Source organism: Mizugakiibacter sediminis, assembly GCF_000953855.2.
GTDB lineage: Bacteria > Pseudomonadota > Gammaproteobacteria > Xanthomonadales > Rhodanobacteraceae > Mizugakiibacter > Mizugakiibacter sediminis.
The window spans coordinates 1-18,532 of the sequence record NZ_DF970138.1 but is presented as its reverse complement, the minus strand read 5'-3'; the positions used below and the strand labels follow the sequence as shown (position 1 = coordinate 18,532).

Below are 18,532 nucleotides of genomic sequence, written 5' to 3'. Positions count from 1 at the left end.
GCGAGCGCGCCGCGGCGCCGCCGCCGGCAGCGCCCGCGCGGTCCGCGCCGGCGGCGGTCGCGCTGGCCGCGGACGGCCTGCCCGACTGGGACGCGCTGATCGCCGCCGCCGGCCTTGGCGGGCCGCTGGGCGCGCTGGCCCGCCACGCCGTGCTGAAGAGTCTCGACGGCGAGGTGATGACGCTGGCGCTGCGCCCCGAGCACGAGCATTTCGCCGCCGGCAGCATGCTCGCCCAGCTCGAGCAACGCCTCGGCGCGGCGCTGGGCCGCACGATCCGCGTGCGCCTGGTCGCCGCGAACGACGTCGCCGACACGCCCGCCGAGCGCGCCGAACGCGCGCGCTCGGCCGAGTTCGCCGCCGCCGAGCAGGCGCTGAACGACGACCCCGTGGTGCAGGCGCTCAAGCGCGAACTGGACGCGCGCGTGCTGCCGCAGAGCGTGCGGCCCCTGGATTCCTGAGGAACCGAACATGCGTGGACAACTCGGACAACTGATGCAGCAGGCGCAGCGCATGCAGGAAGAAATGAAGCGCGCGCAGGAAGAGCTGGGTCGCCTGGAAGTCACCGGCAGCGCCGGCGGCGGACTGGTCAGCGTGACGATGAGCGGCAGGCACGAGGTGCGCCGCGTCAGCATCGACCGCAAGCTGTTCGCCGACGATCCGGAGATGGCCGAGGACCTGGTCGCCGCCGCCGTCAACGATGCCGTCAACAAGGTCGCCGAGGCGAGCCAGCGCATGCTCGGCGGCATGGCCGCGGGCCTCAACCTGCCGGCCGGTTTCAAACTGCCGTTCTGACGTGTCGACCGCTTCGAAAGTCCTCGCCGAGCTGATCGACGCGCTGCGCTGCCTGCCGGGCGTCGGCGCGAAGAGCGCGCAGCGCATGGCCTTCCATCTGCTGGAGCGCGACCGCGACGGCGGCCGCCGTCTGGCCGCGGCGCTGACCGCGGCGATGGAACGCATCGGCCACTGCCGGCAGTGCCGCACCTTCAGCGAGGAACCGGTGTGCGCGCTGTGCGCCGGCGCGGCGCGCGACCGCCACGTGCTGTGCGTGGTGGAGTCGCCGTCCGATCTTGCCGCGATCGAGCAGGCCACCGGCTATCGCGGCCTGTACTTCGTGCTGCTCGGGCGGTTGTCGCCGCTGGACGGCCTCGGTCCCGACGAACTGGGCATGGACCTGCTGCGCCGGCGCCTCGCCGAGGGCGAGGTGCAGGAGCTGATCGTCGCCACCAACCCCACCGTGGAGGGCGAGGCGACCGCGCACTATCTCGCGCAACTGGCGCGCGATGCCGGCGTGCGCGCCACCCGCCTGGCGCACGGCGTGCCGTTGGGCGGCGAGCTGGAATTCATCGACCGCAGCACGCTGGCGCACGCCTTCGGCGGACGCCAGGCGCTGGACTGAAGCGACGAGGAGAGGCCATGGCCGACACCATCTTCGGCAAGATCGTGCGCCGCGAGATTCCCGCCGACATCGTCTACGAGGACGACGCCGTGCTGGCGTTCCGCGACCTTAACCCGCAGGCGCCGGTGCACGTGCTGTTCATCCCCAAGCGGCCGATCGCCACGCTGGACGCGGCCGGGCCGAACGACGCCGCGCTGCTCGGCCAGTTGCTGCTGGCCGCGGCGGCCTACGCGCGCCAGCAGGGCTTCGCCGAACAGGGGTACCGCTGCGTGATCAACACCAACCGCGACAGCGGCCAGACCGTCTATCACCTGCACGTGCACCTGCTGGCCGGGCGCGCGATGCATTGGCCGCCCGGTTAGCGCGTCCCTGCGGCCCGGCAGGAGCGGGCGTGCTCGCCGCCGTGGGTCACCGGCTCAGTTCTTCTTCGGCGGCGGATTCTCCGGCACCACGATCACCCGCGGCGGCGGCGCCCAGTACGGGCCGTACCACGGGTTCCACGGCCCCCACGGGCCCCAGAACGGGTCGTAGTAGAAGGGGTCGTTGACGTACACGTAGCGCGGCCGCTTCGCCCACAGGTAGACCGTGTCGGCATCGACGCGCGGATAGGTGTAGTCGTAGTCGCCCACCTTGCGCGTGATCGTGCCGTGCACGGTGCCGGTGACGGTGATCTCGCGGCCCTTGGCGAACTCTTCGGGCTCGTAGAAGCCGTCCTTGCAGGCGACGAAGCGGCCGGTGCTGGCGCCACCCGCCTTCGGACGCGCCTGCTTGTCGAGCTCGTGCGAGAGCACGTAGAAGCAGGTCCGCTGCTGCTCCGGCTCGGTCAGGATGATTTCGCCGCCCCAGCGCACGCGCGTGCCTTCGGCGCCGGCGCCGTGCGCGGTGTTCGGCGTGGTCGCCGGATAATCGCCGGCGAGCGGTTGGGGAATGGTCGCGCAGGCGCCCAGGGCGAGGACGGCTGCGGCAAGGGCGATCGGCTTCCACATGGCCAGACTCCTTGGGCATGGCGGTTCGATCTTGGGGGACGGCGCGGTGTGCCGCTTCGTCGCACCCTCATTGGACCATGCGACGGGGGCGGAAACGACGCACCTGGATCAAATAATTGCGCAACGGTTCAGGCGCCGGCGCCGCGCAAGCGTAGCGCAAGGCCAGGTAGGCGTCGCCCAGCGCATGCAGCTCGTCGCGATGCTGCGGCAGCGCGCGCGTCGCGCGCCGGAAGTAGTGCAGCGGCCCTTCCGACGGCCGCCGCGCCACGCCCGCACGCGCCAGCCGGCGTTCCAGCCGCGCCTGCGCCGCGGCCAGCGGGTCGCGCCGCTCGCGCCGCGCCAGCACCAGCAGCAGGCTGAGCGCCAGCACCAGCGCGCTCATGGCCGCCAGCGCCGCGGCCAGCGCGCCCCAGTCGGCGCGTTCGACGCCGAACGGCGTCAGCAGGCCGCGCTGGCGCAGGCTGTCGAAGCCGATGACGGCGCGGTCCCACAGGCGGTTGACGATGTCCCAGCGGTTGCGCGCCGCCTGCAGCCAGTCGGCCTGGTACCACGCGCCCTGGCCGGCGGCCGCGGCGGCCGCGCCCAGCGTGACGCGTTCCGGACGCACCGCCGCGGTGGGGTCGTAGCGCGTCCAGCCCTGTCCCGGCAGCCACACCTCGGCCCAGGCGTGTGCATCCGACTGGCGCACCAGCAGGTAGCCGCCCAGCGCGTTCCAGTAGCCGCCCTGGTAGCCGGCGACGACGCGCGCCGGAATGCCGGCGGCGCGCATCAGGAACACGAACGCGGAGGCGTAGTGCTCGCAGAAGCCTTCCCGGGTGCCGAACAGGAAGTCGTCGACGCTGTCGCGTCCCAGCGGCGGCGCGGCCAGGTTGTAGCTGAAGCCGCCGTCGTGGAACAGCGAGAGCGCCGCGCCGGCGATCGCGCGCGCGTCGTCGCCGTGACGCTGCCGCCATGTCGCGGCCAGCGCGCGGGCGCGCGGATCGAAACCGGGCGGCAGCTGCAGGCCGCGCCGGCGTTCGGCGTCGTCCAGCGCCGGCGCCAGCGCGCGCCGCGGGGCGGACGTGACGCGGTAGTGCAGCACGGCGTCGATCGGGCGCGAGCGCGCCAGCTCGCGCGCGGCGCTCATGAGCGCGTCGGCGGGCGCGGCCAGCGGCGTGTCCAGCGCGAACAGCCAGTGCCGCCCGGTCGGCTCCAACGTCACCTCGTAGCTGTAGAGCGGCGCCTGCGGATGCAGGGCTTCGGGCTGCGACGACGGCGCGGTGGACGTGGCGGCCCAGGCGCGGCCGTCGAAATGCCACATCACCAGGCCGCGGAAATAGCGCTGACCGGGCGGCGGCGGCGCGCCGTCGAAGGCGACGCGCAGCGCGGGGCGGTCGTCGGTCAGCAGGTCGACGAAATCGCCCGGCGCCATGCGCGGGCTGATGCCGGTGCGCGCCTGCTCCGCGCCGGGCGCGCCCCACAGCGGCGAGGACAGCCGCGGCACGAACAGGAACGCGACCAGCGCCAGCGGCAGCGACAGCGCCAGCAACAGCGCGGGGCGCGCGAAGGCGCGCGCGAATGGCGGCACCGCCGCGGCCGGTTGCAGCGCCTGCAGCGCCGCCAGCAGCGGCAGCAGCGCCAGCGCCACCAGCACGGTCATCGGCAGCGACTGGCCGAACAGCAGCGCGCTCATCGCCACGAAACTGCCGAAGGCGACGGCGCTGGCGGCGTCGCGCGCGCGTTCGCTCTCCAGCAGTTTCAGCACCAGCATGCCGACGGCCAGCGCCGCGCCCGGCGCGCGCCCGAACGGCGAGCCGTAGGCGGCGAGGATCGCCAGCGGCAACGCCGCCACCAGCGGCAGCTTGAGCAGCAGGGAGACGCGCCCGCCGCGCCAGCGCCGCTGCGCCCAGCGCACGGCGAGCACGGCGGCCAGCACGAGGCCGAGCCTGGGCGGCAGGCGCGGCAGATGCAGCGCCAGCACCGCGGCGACGCCGAGGCAGAGCAGGTCGAAGGCGCGGCGGTCCAGCGGACGCTGCGCGTCGATGCTCGTCGACAGCCGCGCGTCGGCGGGGCGCGGGGTCATGGCAGCAGCGCCAGCGCCGCGAGACAGCGGTGGTAGTGGCCGACGCCGGCGTCCGGGCCCAGCGTCTCCGCGGGCAGCACCAGCGTCCAGCGCGCGTTCGCCGCGTGCGCCTCGATCACCCAGCGCGTCAGCCGCGCGATGCGCGCCTCGTGCGACAGGCCGCGGATCGCGTGCCAGTCGAGGCGGCGCTCGTCGCGGTCGCGCGGACGCTCGAATTCCTTGACCAGCAGGCCGGCGTGGCGCGCACTGGCCTTCCACGCCACCAGCTTCAGCGGATCGCCGGCGCGGTACTCGCGCAGGCCGGCCAGCGCGTCGCCGGCCGCGCCGCCCTGCACGCGTTCGCCGTCGCTGTCGGCGCCGGGCGCGGCGGGACCGTGCGCTTCCGGGCGCGGATACACCAGGGCGCGGGTGTCCGGGCTGAGCCAGCTCCAGGCGCGGAACAGGCCGAACGGCCAGGTGGTGGAGACGCGCAGGCGCGGCAGCGGCAGCGGGCCGCGCGTGTCCGTCGGCAGCTCGATGCGCACGTCGGTTTCCGCGTTCGCCTCGATCGCGAAGCATGGCGCCGCGCCGGCGGCGTCGATGCGCAGTCCGGCCCGCGCGCGGCCGCCGGCGGCGAAGCCGAGATCGACCGGCAGCGCCTCGCCGGCGAAGGCGTGGCCCGGCCGCACCGTCCGCAGCGACAGCCCGTCCAGCGCGCGGAACGCCAGCAGCATGCTGTTGAACGCGGCGGCGGCGAGCAGGCAGGTCAGCAGCAGGGCGGCGTTGTTGGTGTAGTTCAACGCGCCCAGCAGCATCGTCGCCAGGATCGCGCCGAAGCCGAGCCCGAAGCGCGTCGGCACGATGTAGATGCGCCGCCGGTGCAGCGCGATCGGCAGCGGTTCCGGCGCCTTCAGCCGCGTCAGCGCCGGCAGGCGCCGCTCGGCACGCGCATAGGCCTGCGACAGCAGCGAGCGCAGCGCGGTGGCGGCCATCTCAGCCCACCGGCACCTCGGCCAGCAGCGCGCGCGCCAGCGCCTCGCGGCTGGCGCCCTTGCCGGGGATCAGGCGATGCGCCGCCACCGGCACGAACAGCGCCTGCAGGTCTTCCGGGATCACGTAGCTGCGGCCGCTCAGTAGCGCCCAGGCGCGCGCCGCGGCGAGCAGCGCGATGCCCGCGCGCGGCGACAGGCCGACGTGGATGTCGGCGTGGCGGCGGCTGGCGGCGAGCAGCGCCTGCAGGTAGTCGATCAGCGCCGGGCTGGCCAGCACCGCGCGCGCCTGCTGGCGCAGCGCGTCGGCGTCGGCGGCGGCGAGGCAGGGCTTCAGGCGCACGATCAGGTCGCGGCGGTCGTCGCCGGTGAGCAGCGCGCGCTCGGCCTCGGCGCCGGGATAGTCCAGCGACAGGCGCAGCATGAAGCGGTCGAGCTGCGAGTCCGGCAGCGGGAAGGTGCCGGCGAGGTCGAGCGGGTTCTGCGTCGCCACCACGAAGAACGGCTGCGGCAGCGGATGCGTCTGGCCGTCCACCGTCACCTGGTATTCGGCCATCGCCTCCAGCAGCGCGCTCTGCGTCTTCGGCGTGGCGCGGTTGATCTCGTCGGCCAGCAGCAATTGGGCGAAGATCGGTCCGGGGTGGAAGCGGAAGCTGCCGGCTTCGCGCTCGAACACGCTGACGCCGATGATGTCGGACGGCAGCAGGTCGCTGGTGAACTGGATGCGCTGGAAGCCGAGGTCGAAGGTGGCCGCCAGCGCGTGCGCCAGCGTGGTCTTGCCGACGCCCGGCACGTCCTCCAGCAGCAGATGGCCGCCGGCGATCAGGCAGGCGAAGGCCAGCTTCACCTGGCGCTGCTTGCCGAGCAGGATGCCGTTGACCTGCGCCAGCGCGGCGTCGAGGCGTTGGCGCAGCGCGTCTTCGCGCGCGCGGACGGGATCGGCCATGAGGTGCAGGGTCTCGAAGGGGCGATGCGTCGAGCGTACCGCAGCCGCGGCGATCGCGGCGTGTGCCGTTTCGCGGCGCGACGGCGCGCCGTCAGGGCAGCGCGAGGCCGGCCTTGCGCAGCAGCCGGCACAGCGCGATCAGCGGCAGGCCGATCAGCGCGGTGGGATCCTCGCTGTCGATGCGCTCGAACAGGGCGATGCCGAGGCCTTCCGACTTGAAGCTGCCGGCGGCGTCCAGTGGCTGCTCGCGGGCGACGTAGCGGTCGATCTCCGCGGCGTCGAGCACGCGGAAATGCACGCGGGTGAGGTCGAGCGCGGAGCAGTCGCGCAGCGCCGCGCCGCGCGTGTCGACCACGCACAGCGCGGTGTGGAAGCGCACTTCGCGGCCGGCGCAGGCGGCGAGCTGGGCGCGCGCGTTGGCCGCGCTGCCGGGCTTGCCGAGCATCGCGCCGTCCAGTTCGGCGACCTGGTCGGAGCCGATCACCAGCGCCTGCGGACAGCGCGCCGCCACCGCGCGCGCCTTGGCGGCGGCGAGACGCGTCGCGCAGGCCTGCGGCGTCTCGCCGGGCAGGGCGGTCTCGTCGACGCCGGGCGCCTGCTGCTCGAACCGCGGCAGCACGCGCCGCAGCAGTTCGGCGCGATAGCGCGAGGTCGAGGCCAGCACGATGCGCGGCGCGCTCATGCCGACGGCTCCTGGCCGAGGTGCTCGCGCATGGCGTCGTCCAGCTCGTGCTGCGCGGTGCCGAGCGCGATCAGGTGGCGCTGCACCTGCGCGCGCGCCTGCGCCAGCGCCGCCACCGCGCGGTTCAGCTCGGCCTGGCTGGCGGCGGGAGCGCGGTCGCGGATCCACAGGCGGTGCGCCAGCAGCTCGCGCAGCGCGGCGTCGACGGCGGCGTGCGCCTCGGCGCGCTGCGGCGCCGGCAGGCCGGGCATCACGGTGACGCTGGCGTGCGCGCGATCGAGGCGGGCGCGGCACTCCTTCAGTTCCTGTTCGAGCCGGTCGGCGTCGTCGAGCAGGCGCCGCAGCGCATCTTCGCGGCGACGGGCGCGGCGGCTGCGCAGCACCGCGATCGCCGCGAACAGCGCGGCGACCACGGCCAGCCCCAGGCCGGCCAGGGTGACATCGAACTTCACGTCGCTGGATTCCCTTGCATCGGCGACAGTCTGCCGGAGCGTACGGCCCGGGTAAACCCGCGCCGCGGTTGACTTTGCGCAGTGCAGCACCTACCATCGCCCGGCTATGTACGCGCCTCTGCCCGAGACCGTGGACGCCTGGCGCATGGTCACGGCGCGGCGCACGTTCCACGGATCGCTTCCGCTCGCCGAACTCGAGCGCCTGGCCCCCAGTCTCGCCAGCGTCGAGGGTTCGGCGGCGTACGACTTGGAATTCGGTACGGACGAGCTCGGCGTGCCCTTTCTCGCCGTGCGTGTCGAGGCGGCGCTGCCGCTCACCTGCCAGCGGACGCTCGAGACCTTCGAGCAGCCGGTGCGCATCGACACGCGGCTGGGGCTGCTGGCCGACGAGCGCGACGAGGCGGCGCTGCCGCCGGGATACGAGCCGCTGCTGGTCGGCTCCGAGGCGTTGAGCCTCGCCGCGGTGATCGAGGACGAACTGATCCTCGCGCTGCCGCTGGTGCCGACCAAGCCGGGCACGGAGGGGCCGCCCGAGGCGTGGAGCACCGCGCCGGCGGCAGAGCAGGAGCCGGCGCGGGAGCATCCGTTCGCGGCGCTGCGAGCATTGAAGAAAACCTGACGCTTTCTGTTGGAGATACGACCATGGCCGTCCAGAAATCCCGCAAGACGCCGTCGCGCCGCGGCATGCGCCGTTCGCACGATGCGCTGAAGGCGGTCCAGCTCGCCACCGACCCGACCAGCGGCGAGATCCACCGCCGTCACCACGTCACCAAGGACGGCTACTACCGCGGCCGCAAGGTGATCGACACGGCCGCCGCGGTGGTCGACGAGGACTGAGCGCGCAGCAGCCACGCTGCACGCGGTGAAGCGGCGCGGTCAACGCGCCGCTTTGCGTTTGGGGTCCCGGGCCGTACGCCCGCGGATGGGTCGGCCGCCTGGCGCGGCGCAGAGACGAGGGTCTCGCCCTGAAACACGCACGCATCATCGGTACCGGCAGCTATCTGCCGGAGCGGGTCGTCACCAACGCCGACCTCGAGAAGCTGGTCGAGACCAGCGACGAGTGGATCCGCACGCGCACCGGCATCCGCGAGCGGCGCATGGCCGCCGACGGCGAGACCACCGGCGACCTGGCCTTCTATGCGGCCACCCATGCACTGGACGCCGCAGGGGTGAAGGCCGCCGAGCTCGACATGATCGTGCTCGGCACGACCACGCCGGACCTGATCTTTCCTTCCACCGCCTGCCTGCTGCAGCACCGCCTCGGCGCCAACGGCTGCGCGGCGCTGGACGTCAACGCCGCCTGCTCGGGCTTTCTCTACGCGCTCGGCGTCGGCAACGCCTTCATCCGCAGCGGCCAGGCCCGGCGCGTGCTGGTGGTCGGCGCGGAGACGCTCACGCGCATGCTCGACTGGTCGGACCGCTCCACCTGCGTGCTGTTCGGCGACGGCGCCGGCGCGGTGGTGCTGGAAGCCGCGGACGAGCCCGGCATCCTCACCACCAAGCTGCACGCCGACGGCGGTTACAAGCACCTGCTGTACAACCCGGTGGGCGTCTCCGCGGGCTTCCAGCTGGACGAGAAGAACGCCGGCGTGCGCGTGCTGATGACCGGCAACGAGGTGTTCAAGGTCGCGGTGAAGACGCTCGACCGCATCGTCGGCGAGACGCTGGAAGCCGCCGGCATGCACGAATCGCAGGTCGACTGGCTGATCCCGCACCAGGCCAACCTGCGCATCATCGAAGCCACCGCCAAGCGCCTCGGCCTGCCGATGGAGCGCGTGATCGTCACCGTCGACCGCCACGGCAACACCTCGTCGGGTTCCGTGCCGCTGGCGCTGGACGAGGCGGTGCGCTCGGGCAAGGTGCAGCGCGGCCAGACCCTGCTGCTGGAGGCCTTCGGCGGCGGCTTCACCTGGGCCTCGGCGCTGATCCGCTACTGATCGACGACGTGCGCGGCGCATGCCGCGCGCAGGGGAGAGGAACGTCCACGCATGACGCAAGCGCAACTCGCCTTCGTGTTCCCGGGCCAGGGCTCGCAGTCGGTCGGCATGCTCGCCGAACTGGCCGCGGCCCATCCCGAAGTGAAGCAGACCTTCGACGAGGCCTCGCAAGGGGCCGGCGTCGACCTGTGGGCGCTGTCGCAGCAGGGCCCGGAGGAAGCGCTCAACCGCACCGAGCACACGCAACCCGCGCTGCTCGCCGCCGGCGTGGCGGTGTGGCGCGTGTGGCGCAAGCGCGGCGGCGCGCTGCCGGCGCGCCTGGCCGGCCACAGCCTCGGCGAGTACACCGCGCTGGTGTGCGCGGAGGCGCTGTCGCTGCACGATGCCGCCGGCCTGGTCGCCGAGCGCGGCCGGCTGATGCAGGCGGCGGTGCCGGCCGGCGTCGGCGCGATGGCCGCGATCCTCGGCGGCGACGACGCGCAGATCGCCCAGGTCTGCGAGGAGGTCGCGCAGGGTCAGGTGGTCTCGCCGGCCAACTACAACTCGCCGGGCCAGCTGGTGATCGCCGGCCACGCCGAGGCGGTGGACCGCGCGCTGGCGCGCCTCGCCGAGCTGGGCGTCAAGAAGGCGGTGAAGCTCGCGGTGTCGGTGCCCTCGCACTGCGCGCTGATGCGCGAAGCCGCGGACGCGCTCGGCGCGCGCATGGCCGCGCTCGCCTGGTCGGCGCCGAAGATTCCGGTGGTGCAGAACGCCGAGGCGAAGGCCCATGCGGCGCTCGACGACATCCGCGCCGCGCTGCAGCGCCAGCTCTACCTGCCGGTGCGCTGGACCGAGTGCGTGCGGGCGCTGGCCGCGGCCGGCGTCACGCGCGTCGCCGAGTGCGGACCGGGCAAGGTGCTGACCGGCCTGGTCAAGCGCATCGACAAGGCCATCGAAGGCCGCGCGCTCGGCACCCCGGCCGACCTCGACGCCGCGCTGGCGGAGTGGGCCTGACGTCCCGCTTGCCCAGGGCGACATCCGATCGAGCTTGTCCCGAGTCCCGTTGCTGAAGGAACCCCCACGCATGAGCAAGCCCCTTGAAGGCGAAATCGCGCTGGTCACCGGCGCCAGCCGCGGCATCGGCGCGGCCATCGCCGACGAACTGGCGGCGCAGGGCGCCGTCGTGATCGGCACCGCCACCAGCGAGGCCGGTGCGGCGGCGATCGACGCGCGCCTGAAGCCGCACGGCGGCGCCGGCCGCGTGCTGAACGTGACCGACGGCGCCGCGGTCGAGGCGCTGATCGATGCCATCGTCAAGGAGCGCGGCGGCCTGACCATCCTGGTCAACAACGCCGGCATCACGCGCGACCAGTTGCTGATGCGCATGAAGGACGAGGACTGGAACGCCATCCTCGACACCAACCTGACCTCGGTCTATCGCACCTCGAAGGCGGTGCTGCGCACGATGATGAAGGCGCGCAAGGGCCGCATCGTCAACATCGCGTCGGTGGTCGGCGTCACCGGCAATCCGGGCCAGACCAACTACGCCGCGGCCAAGGCCGGCATCATCGCCTTCTCGAAATCGCTGGCGCGCGAGATCGGCTCGCGCGGCATCACCGTCAACGTGGTGGCGCCCGGCTTCATCGACACCGACATGACGCGCGCGCTCTCCGAAGAGCAGCGCAAGGCGCTGGAAGGGCAGATCGCGCTGGGCCGTCTCGGCGAGCCCGCCGACATCGCGCGCGCGGTGGCCTTCCTCGCCTCGCCGGCGGCTTCCTACATCACCGGCGAGACGCTGCACGTCAACGGCGGCATGTACATGCCCTGAGCCGCCTGGCGCCGGGGCGCTGGCGGTCCGCAACGTCGCGCGGGACGCGCGCCGGATAGTCATCGAGGCGCGGCACGGCCGCGCCCGCGGGCCCGGCCGGCCGGTGGCGGGCCCGCGGCTTCTCCACTACAATGCGCCGGCTTTTACCTGGGAGGTACCCGCACAATGAGCACCATCGAAGAGCGTGTCAAGAAGATCGTCGTCGAACAGCTTGGCGTGAAGGAAGACGAGGTAACCCCGACCGCTTCGTTCGTGGACGACCTCGGCGCGGATTCGCTGGACACCGTCGAACTGGTGATGGCGCTCGAGGAGGAGTTCGAGTGCGAAATCCCGGACGAAGAGGCCGAGAAGATCACGACCGTGCAGCAGGCGGTCGACTACATCAAGGCCCACGTCAAGGCCTGACGCGCACCTCCGGCGGCGCCGCGCGGCGCCGCGGACAAAGGTGGATGTGCCTCGAGCGGGACCCCGAAAGCTGCGCCACCTGGCGCAGCTTTCGTTTTGCGGACCCGTAACCTGCGTCGGCGTATGGTCGCCGCGCATCACGACGGATACGAGCCATGAGCAAGCGACGCGTAGTAGTGACCGGACTCGGCATCGTCTCGCCGGTCGGCAACGACGTGCCGACCGCCTGGGCGAACATCACTGCCGGCAAGAGCGGCATCGGCCCGATCACCAACTTCGACGCCAGCGCGTTTCCGACCCGCATCGCGGGCGAGGTGCGCGACTTCGATCCGACGGCGTACATCGCGCCGAAGGACGTCAAGAAGATGGACACCTTCATCCACTACGGCGTGGCCGCCGCGATGATGGCGATGCGCGACGCCGGGCTGGAGGTGCGCGAGGACAACGCCGAGCGCGTCGGCGCGCTGATCGGCTCGGGCATCGGCGGCATCGCCGGCATCGAGAAGACCACGGTGGCGTGGCACGAAGGCGGTCCGCGCAAGATCTCGCCGTTCTACGTGCCGTCGACCATCATCAACATGGTGTCCGGCCAGATCTCGATCATGACCGGCATCAAGGGCCCGAACTTCTCCGCGGTGTCGGCCTGCGCCACCTCGAACCACAGCATCGGCATGGCGATGCGCCTGATCCAGTACGGCGACGCCGACGCGATGATCGCCGGCGGCGCCGAGTACGCGACCGTGCCGACCGCGATCGGCGGCTTCTGCAGCATGAAGGCGATGTCGACGCGCAACGACGACCCGACGCGCGCCAGCCGGCCGTGGGACCGCGACCGCGACGGCTTCGTGCTCGCCGACGGCGCCGGCATCCTGGTGCTGGAGGAGTACGAGGCCGCGAAGAAGCGCGGCGCGCGCATCTACTGCGAACTGGCCGGCAGCGGCGCCAGCAGCGACGCCTTCCACATGACCGCGCCCAGCGAAACCGGCGAGGGCCCGGCGCGCTGCATGACGGCGGCGCTGCGCGACGCCGGCCTCAACGCCGACCAGGTCGACTACGTCAACGCGCACGGCACTTCGACGCCGCTCGGCGACGTGGCGGAAACGCTGGCGCTGAAGCGTGCGCTCGGCGAGCACGCCTACAAGACCATGGTCAGCTCCACCAAGTCGATGACCGGCCACATGCTGGGCGCGGCCGGCGGCGCCGAGGCGATCTTCACCATCCTCGCGCTGCACCATGGCGTGATTCCGCCGACCATCAACCTCGACAGCGTCGGCGAGGGCTGCGATCTCGACTACGTGCCGAACGTGGCGCGCGAGAAGCGCATCTCGGTGGCCGTCTCCAACGGCTTCGGCTTCGGCGGCACCAACGGCACGCTGGTGTTCCGCCGCATCTGACCGCGGCCCGCGTGGGCGTGATCGCGCGTATCCTGCCCGGCCGGCGCGACCTGCTCGCGCCGGCCGCGGCGTTTCCGCAACGCTATCCCTGCCTGCTGGAAAGCGCCGCGCGCGGCACCGCGCAGGCGCGCTGGGACATCCTGTTCGCGTTTCCGCGGGCGGCGCTGCGCCTCGATGCCGACGGCGTCGTGCGCGACGGCGCGGATCGCGCGCTCGGCACGCGCTTCCTCGAGGCGCTCGACCGGGCGTGGCGCGCGGAACACGACCGCTCCCCCCGCCCGGCGGAAGAGGGAGACGCCGCGCTGCCCTTCGCCGGCGGCTGGGTGCTCTATCTCGGCTACGAACTGGCCGGCGAGATCGAGCCGCGCCTGCGCCTGCCGGCCGCGCCGGAGGCGGGCGTGCCGACCGCGCTGGCGCTGCGCTGCCCGGCGGCGGCGATCGTCGACCATGCACGCGAACGCACCGTGCTGGTCGCGGAGGCGGGCCAGGCCGCGCTGCTGGACGCGCTCGAAGCCGACCTCGCCGCCGCGGCCGCGCACGCGATACCGGCGTTGCCCGCCGCGACCATCGAGGAAGACGCGCCCGCGCGTTTCCTCGACGGCGCCGCGCGCATCCATCGCTACCTGCGCGCCGGCGACACCTTCCAGGTCAACCTGTCGCGCGAATGGCGCGCGCGTTTCGCCGCAACGCCGGCGCCGGCCGCGCTGCACGCCGCGCTGCGCCGCGCCAACCCGGCGCCGTTCGCCGGACTGCTGCAATGGCGGGACTGGGCGGTCGCCAGCTCCTCGCCGGAACGCCTGGTCGAGGTGCGCGGCGACGCCGTGCAGACGCGGCCGATCGCCGGCACGCGACCGCGCTTCGCCGGCGACGACGACGCGGCGCGCGTGCGCGAGCTGGTCGGCCATCCCAAGGAGCGCGCCGAGCACGTGATGCTGATCGACCTCGAGCGCAACGACCTCGGCCGCGTCTGCGTGCCGGGCTCGGTGCGCGTCGACGAGCTGATGACGGTGGAGAGCTACGCGCACGTGCACCACATCGTCTCCAACGTGCGCGGCACGCTGCGCGCCGGCACCACGCCCGGCGAAGTGATCGCGGCGACGTTTCCCGGCGGCACCATCACCGGCTGCCCCAAGGTGCGCTGCATGGAGATCATCGCCGAGCTGGAGGGCGTCGGCCGCGGCTCCTACACCGGCGCGCTCGGCTATCTCGACCGCCGCGGCGACCTCGACCTCAACATCCTGATCCGCAGCGTGCTGTTGCGCGGCGGGCGCGCGCGCCTGCGCGCCGGCGCCGGCATCGTCGCCGACTCCGACGCCGCGCGCGAGCTGGAGGAAACGCGGCACAAGGCGCGCGGCCTGCTGCGCGCGCTGGGGGCGGCGGGATGACGTCGCGCACGCGCGTCGACGGCGTCGACAGCGAGCGCGTCTCCGCGCTGGATCGCGGCCTGCTGTATGGCGACGGCCTGTTCGAGACCGTGCTGGTGGTGCGCGGACACGCGCCGCTGTGGCCGCGGCACATGGCGCGCCTTGCCGAAGGCTGCGCACGACTCGGCTTGCCAATGCCGTCGGCCGATGCGCTGTGGCGCGAAGTGGTCGAAGTGACGGGCGGCCTCGAGCGCGCGGTGGCGCGTATCAGCGTCACGCGCGGCGTCGGTGCGCGCGGCTACGCGCCGCCGCGGCCGTCGCGGTCGACGCGGATCGTGAACGGTTCCGCAGCGCCGGCCGTGCCCGTCGATTGGTACGCGCGCGGAATCCGGGTACGCTTCTGCGAACTGCGCCTGGCGGCGCAGCCGCGGCTGGCGGGCCTGAAGCACCTCAATCGCCTCGAGCAGGTGCTGGCGCGCGCCGAATGGGACGACGCGGACGTCGCAGAAGGTTTGCTGCTGGACGCGGACGGGCGGGTGGTGTGCGCCACCGCGGCCAATCTGTTCGTCGCGCGCGGCGGCCGGCTGGCGACGCCGGCGCTGACGCGCTGCGGCGTCGCCGGCGTGGCGCGCGCGGAGGTGCTGGCCCGCCATGCCGACGCGGAAGTGCGCGACATCGCGGTGGAGGAACTGATGCAGGCCGACGAGATCTTCCTCACCTCCAGCGTGCGCGGCATCCTGCCGGTGCGCGCGCTGCCCGGGCGCGAACTCGCGCCGGGCGGATTCGCCCGCGGCTTGCAGCGCGCATGGCGCGCGCTCGGCCTGATCGAGGCGGGCGCGGCGTGACGCGTCGGCGCGGCGACCGCGGCAGCCTGCTGACGCGCCTGTCGGTGGCGCTGGTGCTGCTCGGCGCCTGCGCCGCCGGCGTCTGGCTGTGGGCGGACTGGTCGCGCTTCGCCGATGCGCCGCTGGCGATCGGCGCGCAGGGCCGGACCGTCGAGGTCGCGCGCGGCATGACCCTGAAGGACATCGTGCAGGCGCTGCGCGCGCAAGAGGTCAGCGCGGCTCCGGCCTGGTACTGGCGCGCACTGGCGGCGCGCATGGGCGTCGCCGGCCATCTGCACGCCGGCGAGTACGCGCTCGATCCCGGCCTCACGCCGCGCACGCTGCTGGAACGCATGGCGGCCGGGCGCGTGCTGCAGCATCGCCTGACCATCGTCGAAGGCTGGACGTTCCGCCAGTTGCGCGACGAGCTGCGCCGTGCCGACAAGCTCGAACACGCGACCGCCGACCTCGGCGACGACGAAGTGATGCGTCGCCTCGGTTTTCCCGGCGAAGCGCCCGAGGGCCGCTTCCTGCCCGAGACCTACGCCTACGTGAAGGGCGACAGCGATCTCGACGTCTTGCGCCGCGCCCACGAGGCGATGCAGAAGTACCTCGCCGTGCAGTGGGCGCAGCGCGATCCGGCGGTGCCGCTCGAGACGCCGTACCAGGCGCTGGTGCTGGCCTCCATCGTCGAGAAGGAGACCGGGCGCGGCGAGGAGCGCGCCGAGATCGCCGGCGTGTTCGAGCGGCGGCTGAAGCTCGGCATGCGCCTGCAGACCGATCCCGCGGTGATCTACGGCCTCGGCAGCGAATACGACGGCAACCTGCGCAAGCGCGACCTCGAGGCCGACACGCCCTACAACACCTACACCCGCGCCGGCCTGCCGCCGACGCCGATCGCGCTGCCCGGCAAGGCGGCGATCGCGGCGGTGCTGCATCCCGCGCCCGGCGACGCGTTGTACTTCGTCGCCCGCGGCGACGGCACGCACCAGTTCTCGGCGACGCTCGAGGAACACAACCGCGCGGTGGCGCGCTACCAGCTCGGAAGGAAGCGGTGAGCGGAAGATTCATCACCCTCGAAGGGGGCGAGGGCGCCGGCAAGAGCACGCTGCTGGCCGGCCTGCGCGACCATTTCGAAGCGCATGGCGTCGACCTGCTGCTGACGCGCGAGCCGGGCGGCACGCCGCTCGGCGAGGCGGTGCGCGCGCTGGTGCTCGATCCCGCGTTGCGCGGCGTCTGCGCCGAGGCGGAACTGCTGCTGATGTTCGCCGCGCGCGCGCAGCTGGTGCGCGAGGTGATCCGGCCCGCGCTGGCGGCGGGCCGCTGGGTGCTGTGCGACCGCTTCACCGACGCCAGCTACGCCTACCAGGGCGGCGGCCGCGGCCAGCCGGAGACGCGCATCCGCGAGCTGGAGCGTTGGGCGGCCGAGGACCTGCAGCCGGACCTGACGCTGCTGCTCGACCTGCCGGTCGGCGACGGCCGCGCGCGCGCCGCCGGACGCGGCGACGCCGACCGCATCGAAAGCGAGGAAGACCCGTTCTTCGAACGCGTGCGCGCCGCCTACCGCGCGCGCGCCGCCGCGTTCCCGCGGCGCTTCCGCGTGCTCGACGCCGCGCAGCCGCCGGAGCGCGTGCTGGCCGATGCGGTAGCCGCGCTGGCGCCGCTGTTGCAAGCGCAGGCACGATGACCGCGCCCGCCTGGCACGCCGAACCCTGGTCGATCCTGCGCCAGCGCGCCGAGCGCGGCGCGCTGCCGCACGCGCTGCTGCTGGCCGGGCCGGCCGGGCTGGGCAAGCGCGATTTCCTCGAGCGCTTCGTGCGCGCGCGCCTGTGCCAGCAGCCGGCCGACGGCGAGGCCTGCGGGCGGTGCCGCGCCTGCGCGCTGCTGGCCGCCGGCAGCCATCCCGACCGCATCGCGGTGACGCTGGCCGAGCGCGCCGACGGCAAGGGCCTGCGCAGCGAGATCGTGGTCGACCAGATCCGCGAACTCGGCCAGCGCCTGGCGATGGCCAGCCAGTTCGGCGGCTGGCAGGTGGCCGGCATCGATCCCGCCGACGCGCTGAATGCCGCCGCGGCCAACGCGCTGCTGAAGACGCTGGAGGAGCCGACGCCGGCGACGCTGATCGTGCTGGTCGCCGACGCGCCGTGGCGGTTGCCGGCGACGATCCGCTCGCGCTGCCAGCGCGTCGATTTCCGCCTGCCTTCGCGCGAGGAAGCGCTGGCCTGGCTGCGCGCGCAGGGCCTCGCCGACGCGCAGGCCGCGCTGGACGCCGCCGGCGGCAATCCCGGCCTGGCGCTGGCGTTCGCCCGCGACGGCGCGCTGGCGCGCCGCGACGAGGTGGCGCGCGATCTCGCCGCGCTGGCGCAGGGACGCGCGGACATGCTGGCGCTGGCCCGCCGCTGGGCGGAGGACGCGCCGGTCGACCGCCTGTGGTTCGCCGCGGCGCTGGCCGCCGACGAGGCGCGCGCGCAGGCGCGCGGCGAACGCGGTCCGCTCGGGCTCGCCGCCGCCGATGCCGACGCGCTGAACGCCTGGTTCGCGCACGCCAACCGCACGCGCGAACTGCTGCGCGGCCCGCTGCGCGCGGATCTCGCGCTGATCGAGCTGCTGGCAGCCTGGCGTTGACGTCCGGCGCGGCCGTGCAAGGTCGCGGCAAGCGAAGGCGGGTAGGCTGGCCGCCTGTCCAACCGCCTCCGAACCATGCTTCCCACGCATCCGCGGCCCGTCGAGCGGCCGCCGCGCGCGCGCCCGCCGCTCGCGCTCGCCTGGCTCGCGCCGATCGCGCTGATCGCGCTGCGTCTGCTCTACCTGCGCAGCTATCCATTCAATTCCGACGAGCCGCAGCACCTGCACGTGGCCTGGGCCTGGGCCCGGGGCCTGCTGCCGTATCGCGACGTGTTCGACAACCACGGGCCGCTGTTCGGCCTGCTGCATGCGCCGCTGCTGCGGCTGCTCGGCGAGCGCGCCGACGCGCTCGCGTGGATGCGGGCGTCGATGCTGGCGTGGTATCTGCTGGCGCTGGCGTCGACCTGGCGGCTGGCGCGCGCGCTGTACGGCGAGGGCGTGGCGCGCGCGGCGAGCCTGCTGGTCGCTCTGTATCCAAGCTTTTTCCTGGTTTCCGGTCAGTTCCGCACCGACGATCTGTGGATGGCGTTGTGGCTGGCGGCGCTGGCCGTGGCGCTGGCCGGCCCGCCGCGTGCCTGGCGCGGATTCGCCGCCGGCCTGCTCGCCGGCGCCGCCTTGTCGGTGTCGCAGAAGACCTTGCTGCTGCTGGGCTGCGCGGGCGTCGCCGCGGCGGTGACGTGGGCG

General features: G+C 73.6%; 23 protein-coding genes. 17 read left to right on the top strand and 6 right to left on the bottom strand.

Annotated features, from left to right (window positions below; all coding sequences use genetic code 11):
- The 4 genes from MBSD_RS01145 to MBSD_RS01130 all read left to right on the top strand — a co-directional run.
- A partial coding sequence (locus MBSD_RS01145) for a DNA polymerase III subunit gamma/tau C-terminal domain-containing protein (protein ID WP_272898327.1) occupies positions 1–458 on the top strand: 458 nt, incomplete at its 5' end.
- Between the two features lie 10 nt (positions 459–468).
- Positions 469–792: a YbaB/EbfC family nucleoid-associated protein gene (locus MBSD_RS01140; protein ID WP_062534277.1), complete on the top strand. Its 324-nt coding sequence runs from the start codon at positions 469–471 to the stop codon at positions 790–792.
- A gap of 1 nt (position 793) precedes the next feature.
- The gene (recR, locus tag MBSD_RS01135) at positions 794–1,396 is read left to right on the top strand and encodes a recombination mediator RecR (protein ID WP_062534275.1); all 603 of its coding nucleotides are present in this window, start codon (positions 794–796) and stop codon (positions 1,394–1,396) included.
- Positions 1,397–1,413: 17 nt separating this feature from the next.
- Entirely contained in the window at positions 1,414–1,758 is a 345-nt protein-coding gene (locus tag MBSD_RS01130; RefSeq protein ID WP_062534273.1) for a histidine triad nucleotide-binding protein, read from the top strand.
- Positions 1,759–1,812: 54 nt separating this feature from the next.
- Here the strand turns inward: MBSD_RS01130 and MBSD_RS01125 are convergent, their stop codons facing one another.
- From MBSD_RS01125 to MBSD_RS01100, 6 genes are all read right to left on the bottom strand, one after another.
- Positions 1,813–2,382, bottom strand: coding sequence for a Slp family lipoprotein (locus MBSD_RS01125; RefSeq protein ID WP_336603245.1), 570 nt, complete (start codon positions 2,380–2,382; stop codon positions 1,813–1,815).
- A 67-nt stretch (positions 2,383–2,449) separates the two neighbouring features.
- Positions 2,450–4,444, bottom strand: coding sequence for a transglutaminase TgpA family protein (locus MBSD_RS01120; protein ID WP_062534268.1), 1,995 nt, complete (start codon positions 4,442–4,444; stop codon positions 2,450–2,452).
- A complete protein-coding gene (locus MBSD_RS01115; protein ID WP_114693176.1) occupies positions 4,441–5,415 on the bottom strand; it encodes a DUF58 domain-containing protein in 975 nt (324 codons plus the stop codon). Before MBSD_RS01115 ends, MBSD_RS01120 begins: the two co-directional genes overlap by 4 nt.
- A gap of 1 nt (position 5,416) precedes the next feature.
- Positions 5,417–6,358 carry an AAA family ATPase gene (locus MBSD_RS01110; protein ID WP_062534267.1) on the bottom strand — a complete coding sequence of 314 codons (942 nt, stop codon included), beginning with the start codon at positions 6,356–6,358 and terminating at the stop codon, positions 5,417–5,419.
- A 91-nt stretch (positions 6,359–6,449) separates the two neighbouring features.
- Positions 6,450–7,040 carry a Maf family protein gene (locus MBSD_RS01105; protein ID WP_062534265.1) on the bottom strand — a complete coding sequence of 197 codons (591 nt, stop codon included), beginning with the start codon at positions 7,038–7,040 and terminating at the stop codon, positions 6,450–6,452.
- A complete protein-coding gene (locus MBSD_RS01100) occupies positions 7,037–7,492 on the bottom strand; it encodes a hypothetical protein (protein ID WP_062534263.1) in 456 nt (151 codons plus the stop codon). Before MBSD_RS01100 ends, MBSD_RS01105 begins: the two co-directional genes overlap by 4 nt.
- Positions 7,493–7,598: 106 nt before the next feature.
- Here MBSD_RS01100 and MBSD_RS01095 point away from each other — a divergent pair, with 106 nt between their 5' ends.
- From MBSD_RS01095 to MBSD_RS01035, 13 genes are all read left to right on the top strand, one after another.
- Positions 7,599–8,111, top strand: a complete 513-nt coding sequence (locus tag MBSD_RS01095; protein WP_062534261.1) for a YceD family protein — start codon at positions 7,599–7,601, stop codon at positions 8,109–8,111.
- 23 nt (positions 8,112–8,134) lie between these two features.
- Positions 8,135–8,329, top strand: coding sequence for a 50S ribosomal protein L32 (gene rpmF / locus MBSD_RS01090; RefSeq protein WP_062534259.1), 195 nt, complete (start codon positions 8,135–8,137; stop codon positions 8,327–8,329).
- A gap of 128 nt (positions 8,330–8,457) precedes the next feature.
- Positions 8,458–9,429 carry a beta-ketoacyl-ACP synthase III gene (locus MBSD_RS01085; RefSeq protein ID WP_187300526.1) on the top strand — a complete coding sequence of 324 codons (972 nt, stop codon included), beginning with the start codon at positions 8,458–8,460 and terminating at the stop codon, positions 9,427–9,429.
- A 51-nt stretch (positions 9,430–9,480) separates the two neighbouring features.
- Complete coding sequence (gene fabD / locus MBSD_RS01080; protein WP_062534255.1) at positions 9,481–10,422, top strand: ACP S-malonyltransferase; 942 nt, start codon at positions 9,481–9,483, stop codon at positions 10,420–10,422.
- Between the two features lie 70 nt (positions 10,423–10,492).
- The gene (fabG, locus tag MBSD_RS01075; RefSeq protein WP_062534253.1) at positions 10,493–11,236 is read left to right on the top strand and encodes a 3-oxoacyl-ACP reductase FabG; all 744 of its coding nucleotides are present in this window, start codon (positions 10,493–10,495) and stop codon (positions 11,234–11,236) included.
- A 165-nt stretch (positions 11,237–11,401) separates the two neighbouring features.
- A complete protein-coding gene (gene acpP, locus MBSD_RS01070) occupies positions 11,402–11,641 on the top strand; it encodes an acyl carrier protein (RefSeq protein ID WP_062534251.1) in 240 nt (79 codons plus the stop codon).
- Positions 11,642–11,796: 155 nt separating this feature from the next.
- Positions 11,797–13,035 (top strand): beta-ketoacyl-ACP synthase II, encoded by a 1,239-nt coding sequence (gene fabF / locus MBSD_RS01065; RefSeq protein ID WP_062534249.1) that lies wholly within the window; start codon positions 11,797–11,799, stop codon positions 13,033–13,035.
- Between the two features lie 17 nt (positions 13,036–13,052).
- Positions 13,053–14,420, top strand: a complete 1,368-nt coding sequence (locus tag MBSD_RS01060) for an aminodeoxychorismate synthase component I (protein ID WP_237071713.1) — start codon at positions 13,053–13,055, stop codon at positions 14,418–14,420.
- Positions 14,417–15,244, top strand: coding sequence for an aminodeoxychorismate lyase (pabC, locus tag MBSD_RS01055; protein ID WP_062534245.1), 828 nt, complete (start codon positions 14,417–14,419; stop codon positions 15,242–15,244). Before MBSD_RS01060 ends, pabC begins: the two co-directional genes overlap by 4 nt.
- A complete protein-coding gene (gene mltG, locus MBSD_RS01050) occupies positions 15,205–16,281 on the top strand; it encodes an endolytic transglycosylase MltG (protein WP_082306404.1) in 1,077 nt (358 codons plus the stop codon). The genes pabC and mltG overlap by 40 nt, the downstream gene beginning before the upstream one ends.
- The gene (gene tmk / locus MBSD_RS01045) at positions 16,278–16,910 is read left to right on the top strand and encodes a dTMP kinase (RefSeq protein ID WP_062534243.1); all 633 of its coding nucleotides are present in this window, start codon (positions 16,278–16,280) and stop codon (positions 16,908–16,910) included. The genes mltG and tmk overlap by 4 nt, the downstream gene beginning before the upstream one ends.
- Complete coding sequence (gene holB, locus MBSD_RS01040) at positions 16,907–17,848, top strand: DNA polymerase III subunit delta' (RefSeq protein WP_062534240.1); 942 nt, start codon at positions 16,907–16,909, stop codon at positions 17,846–17,848. Before tmk ends, holB begins: the two co-directional genes overlap by 4 nt.
- A gap of 75 nt (positions 17,849–17,923) precedes the next feature.
- A partial coding sequence (locus MBSD_RS01035) for a glycosyltransferase family 39 protein (protein ID WP_187300525.1) occupies positions 17,924–18,532 on the top strand: 609 nt, incomplete at its 3' end.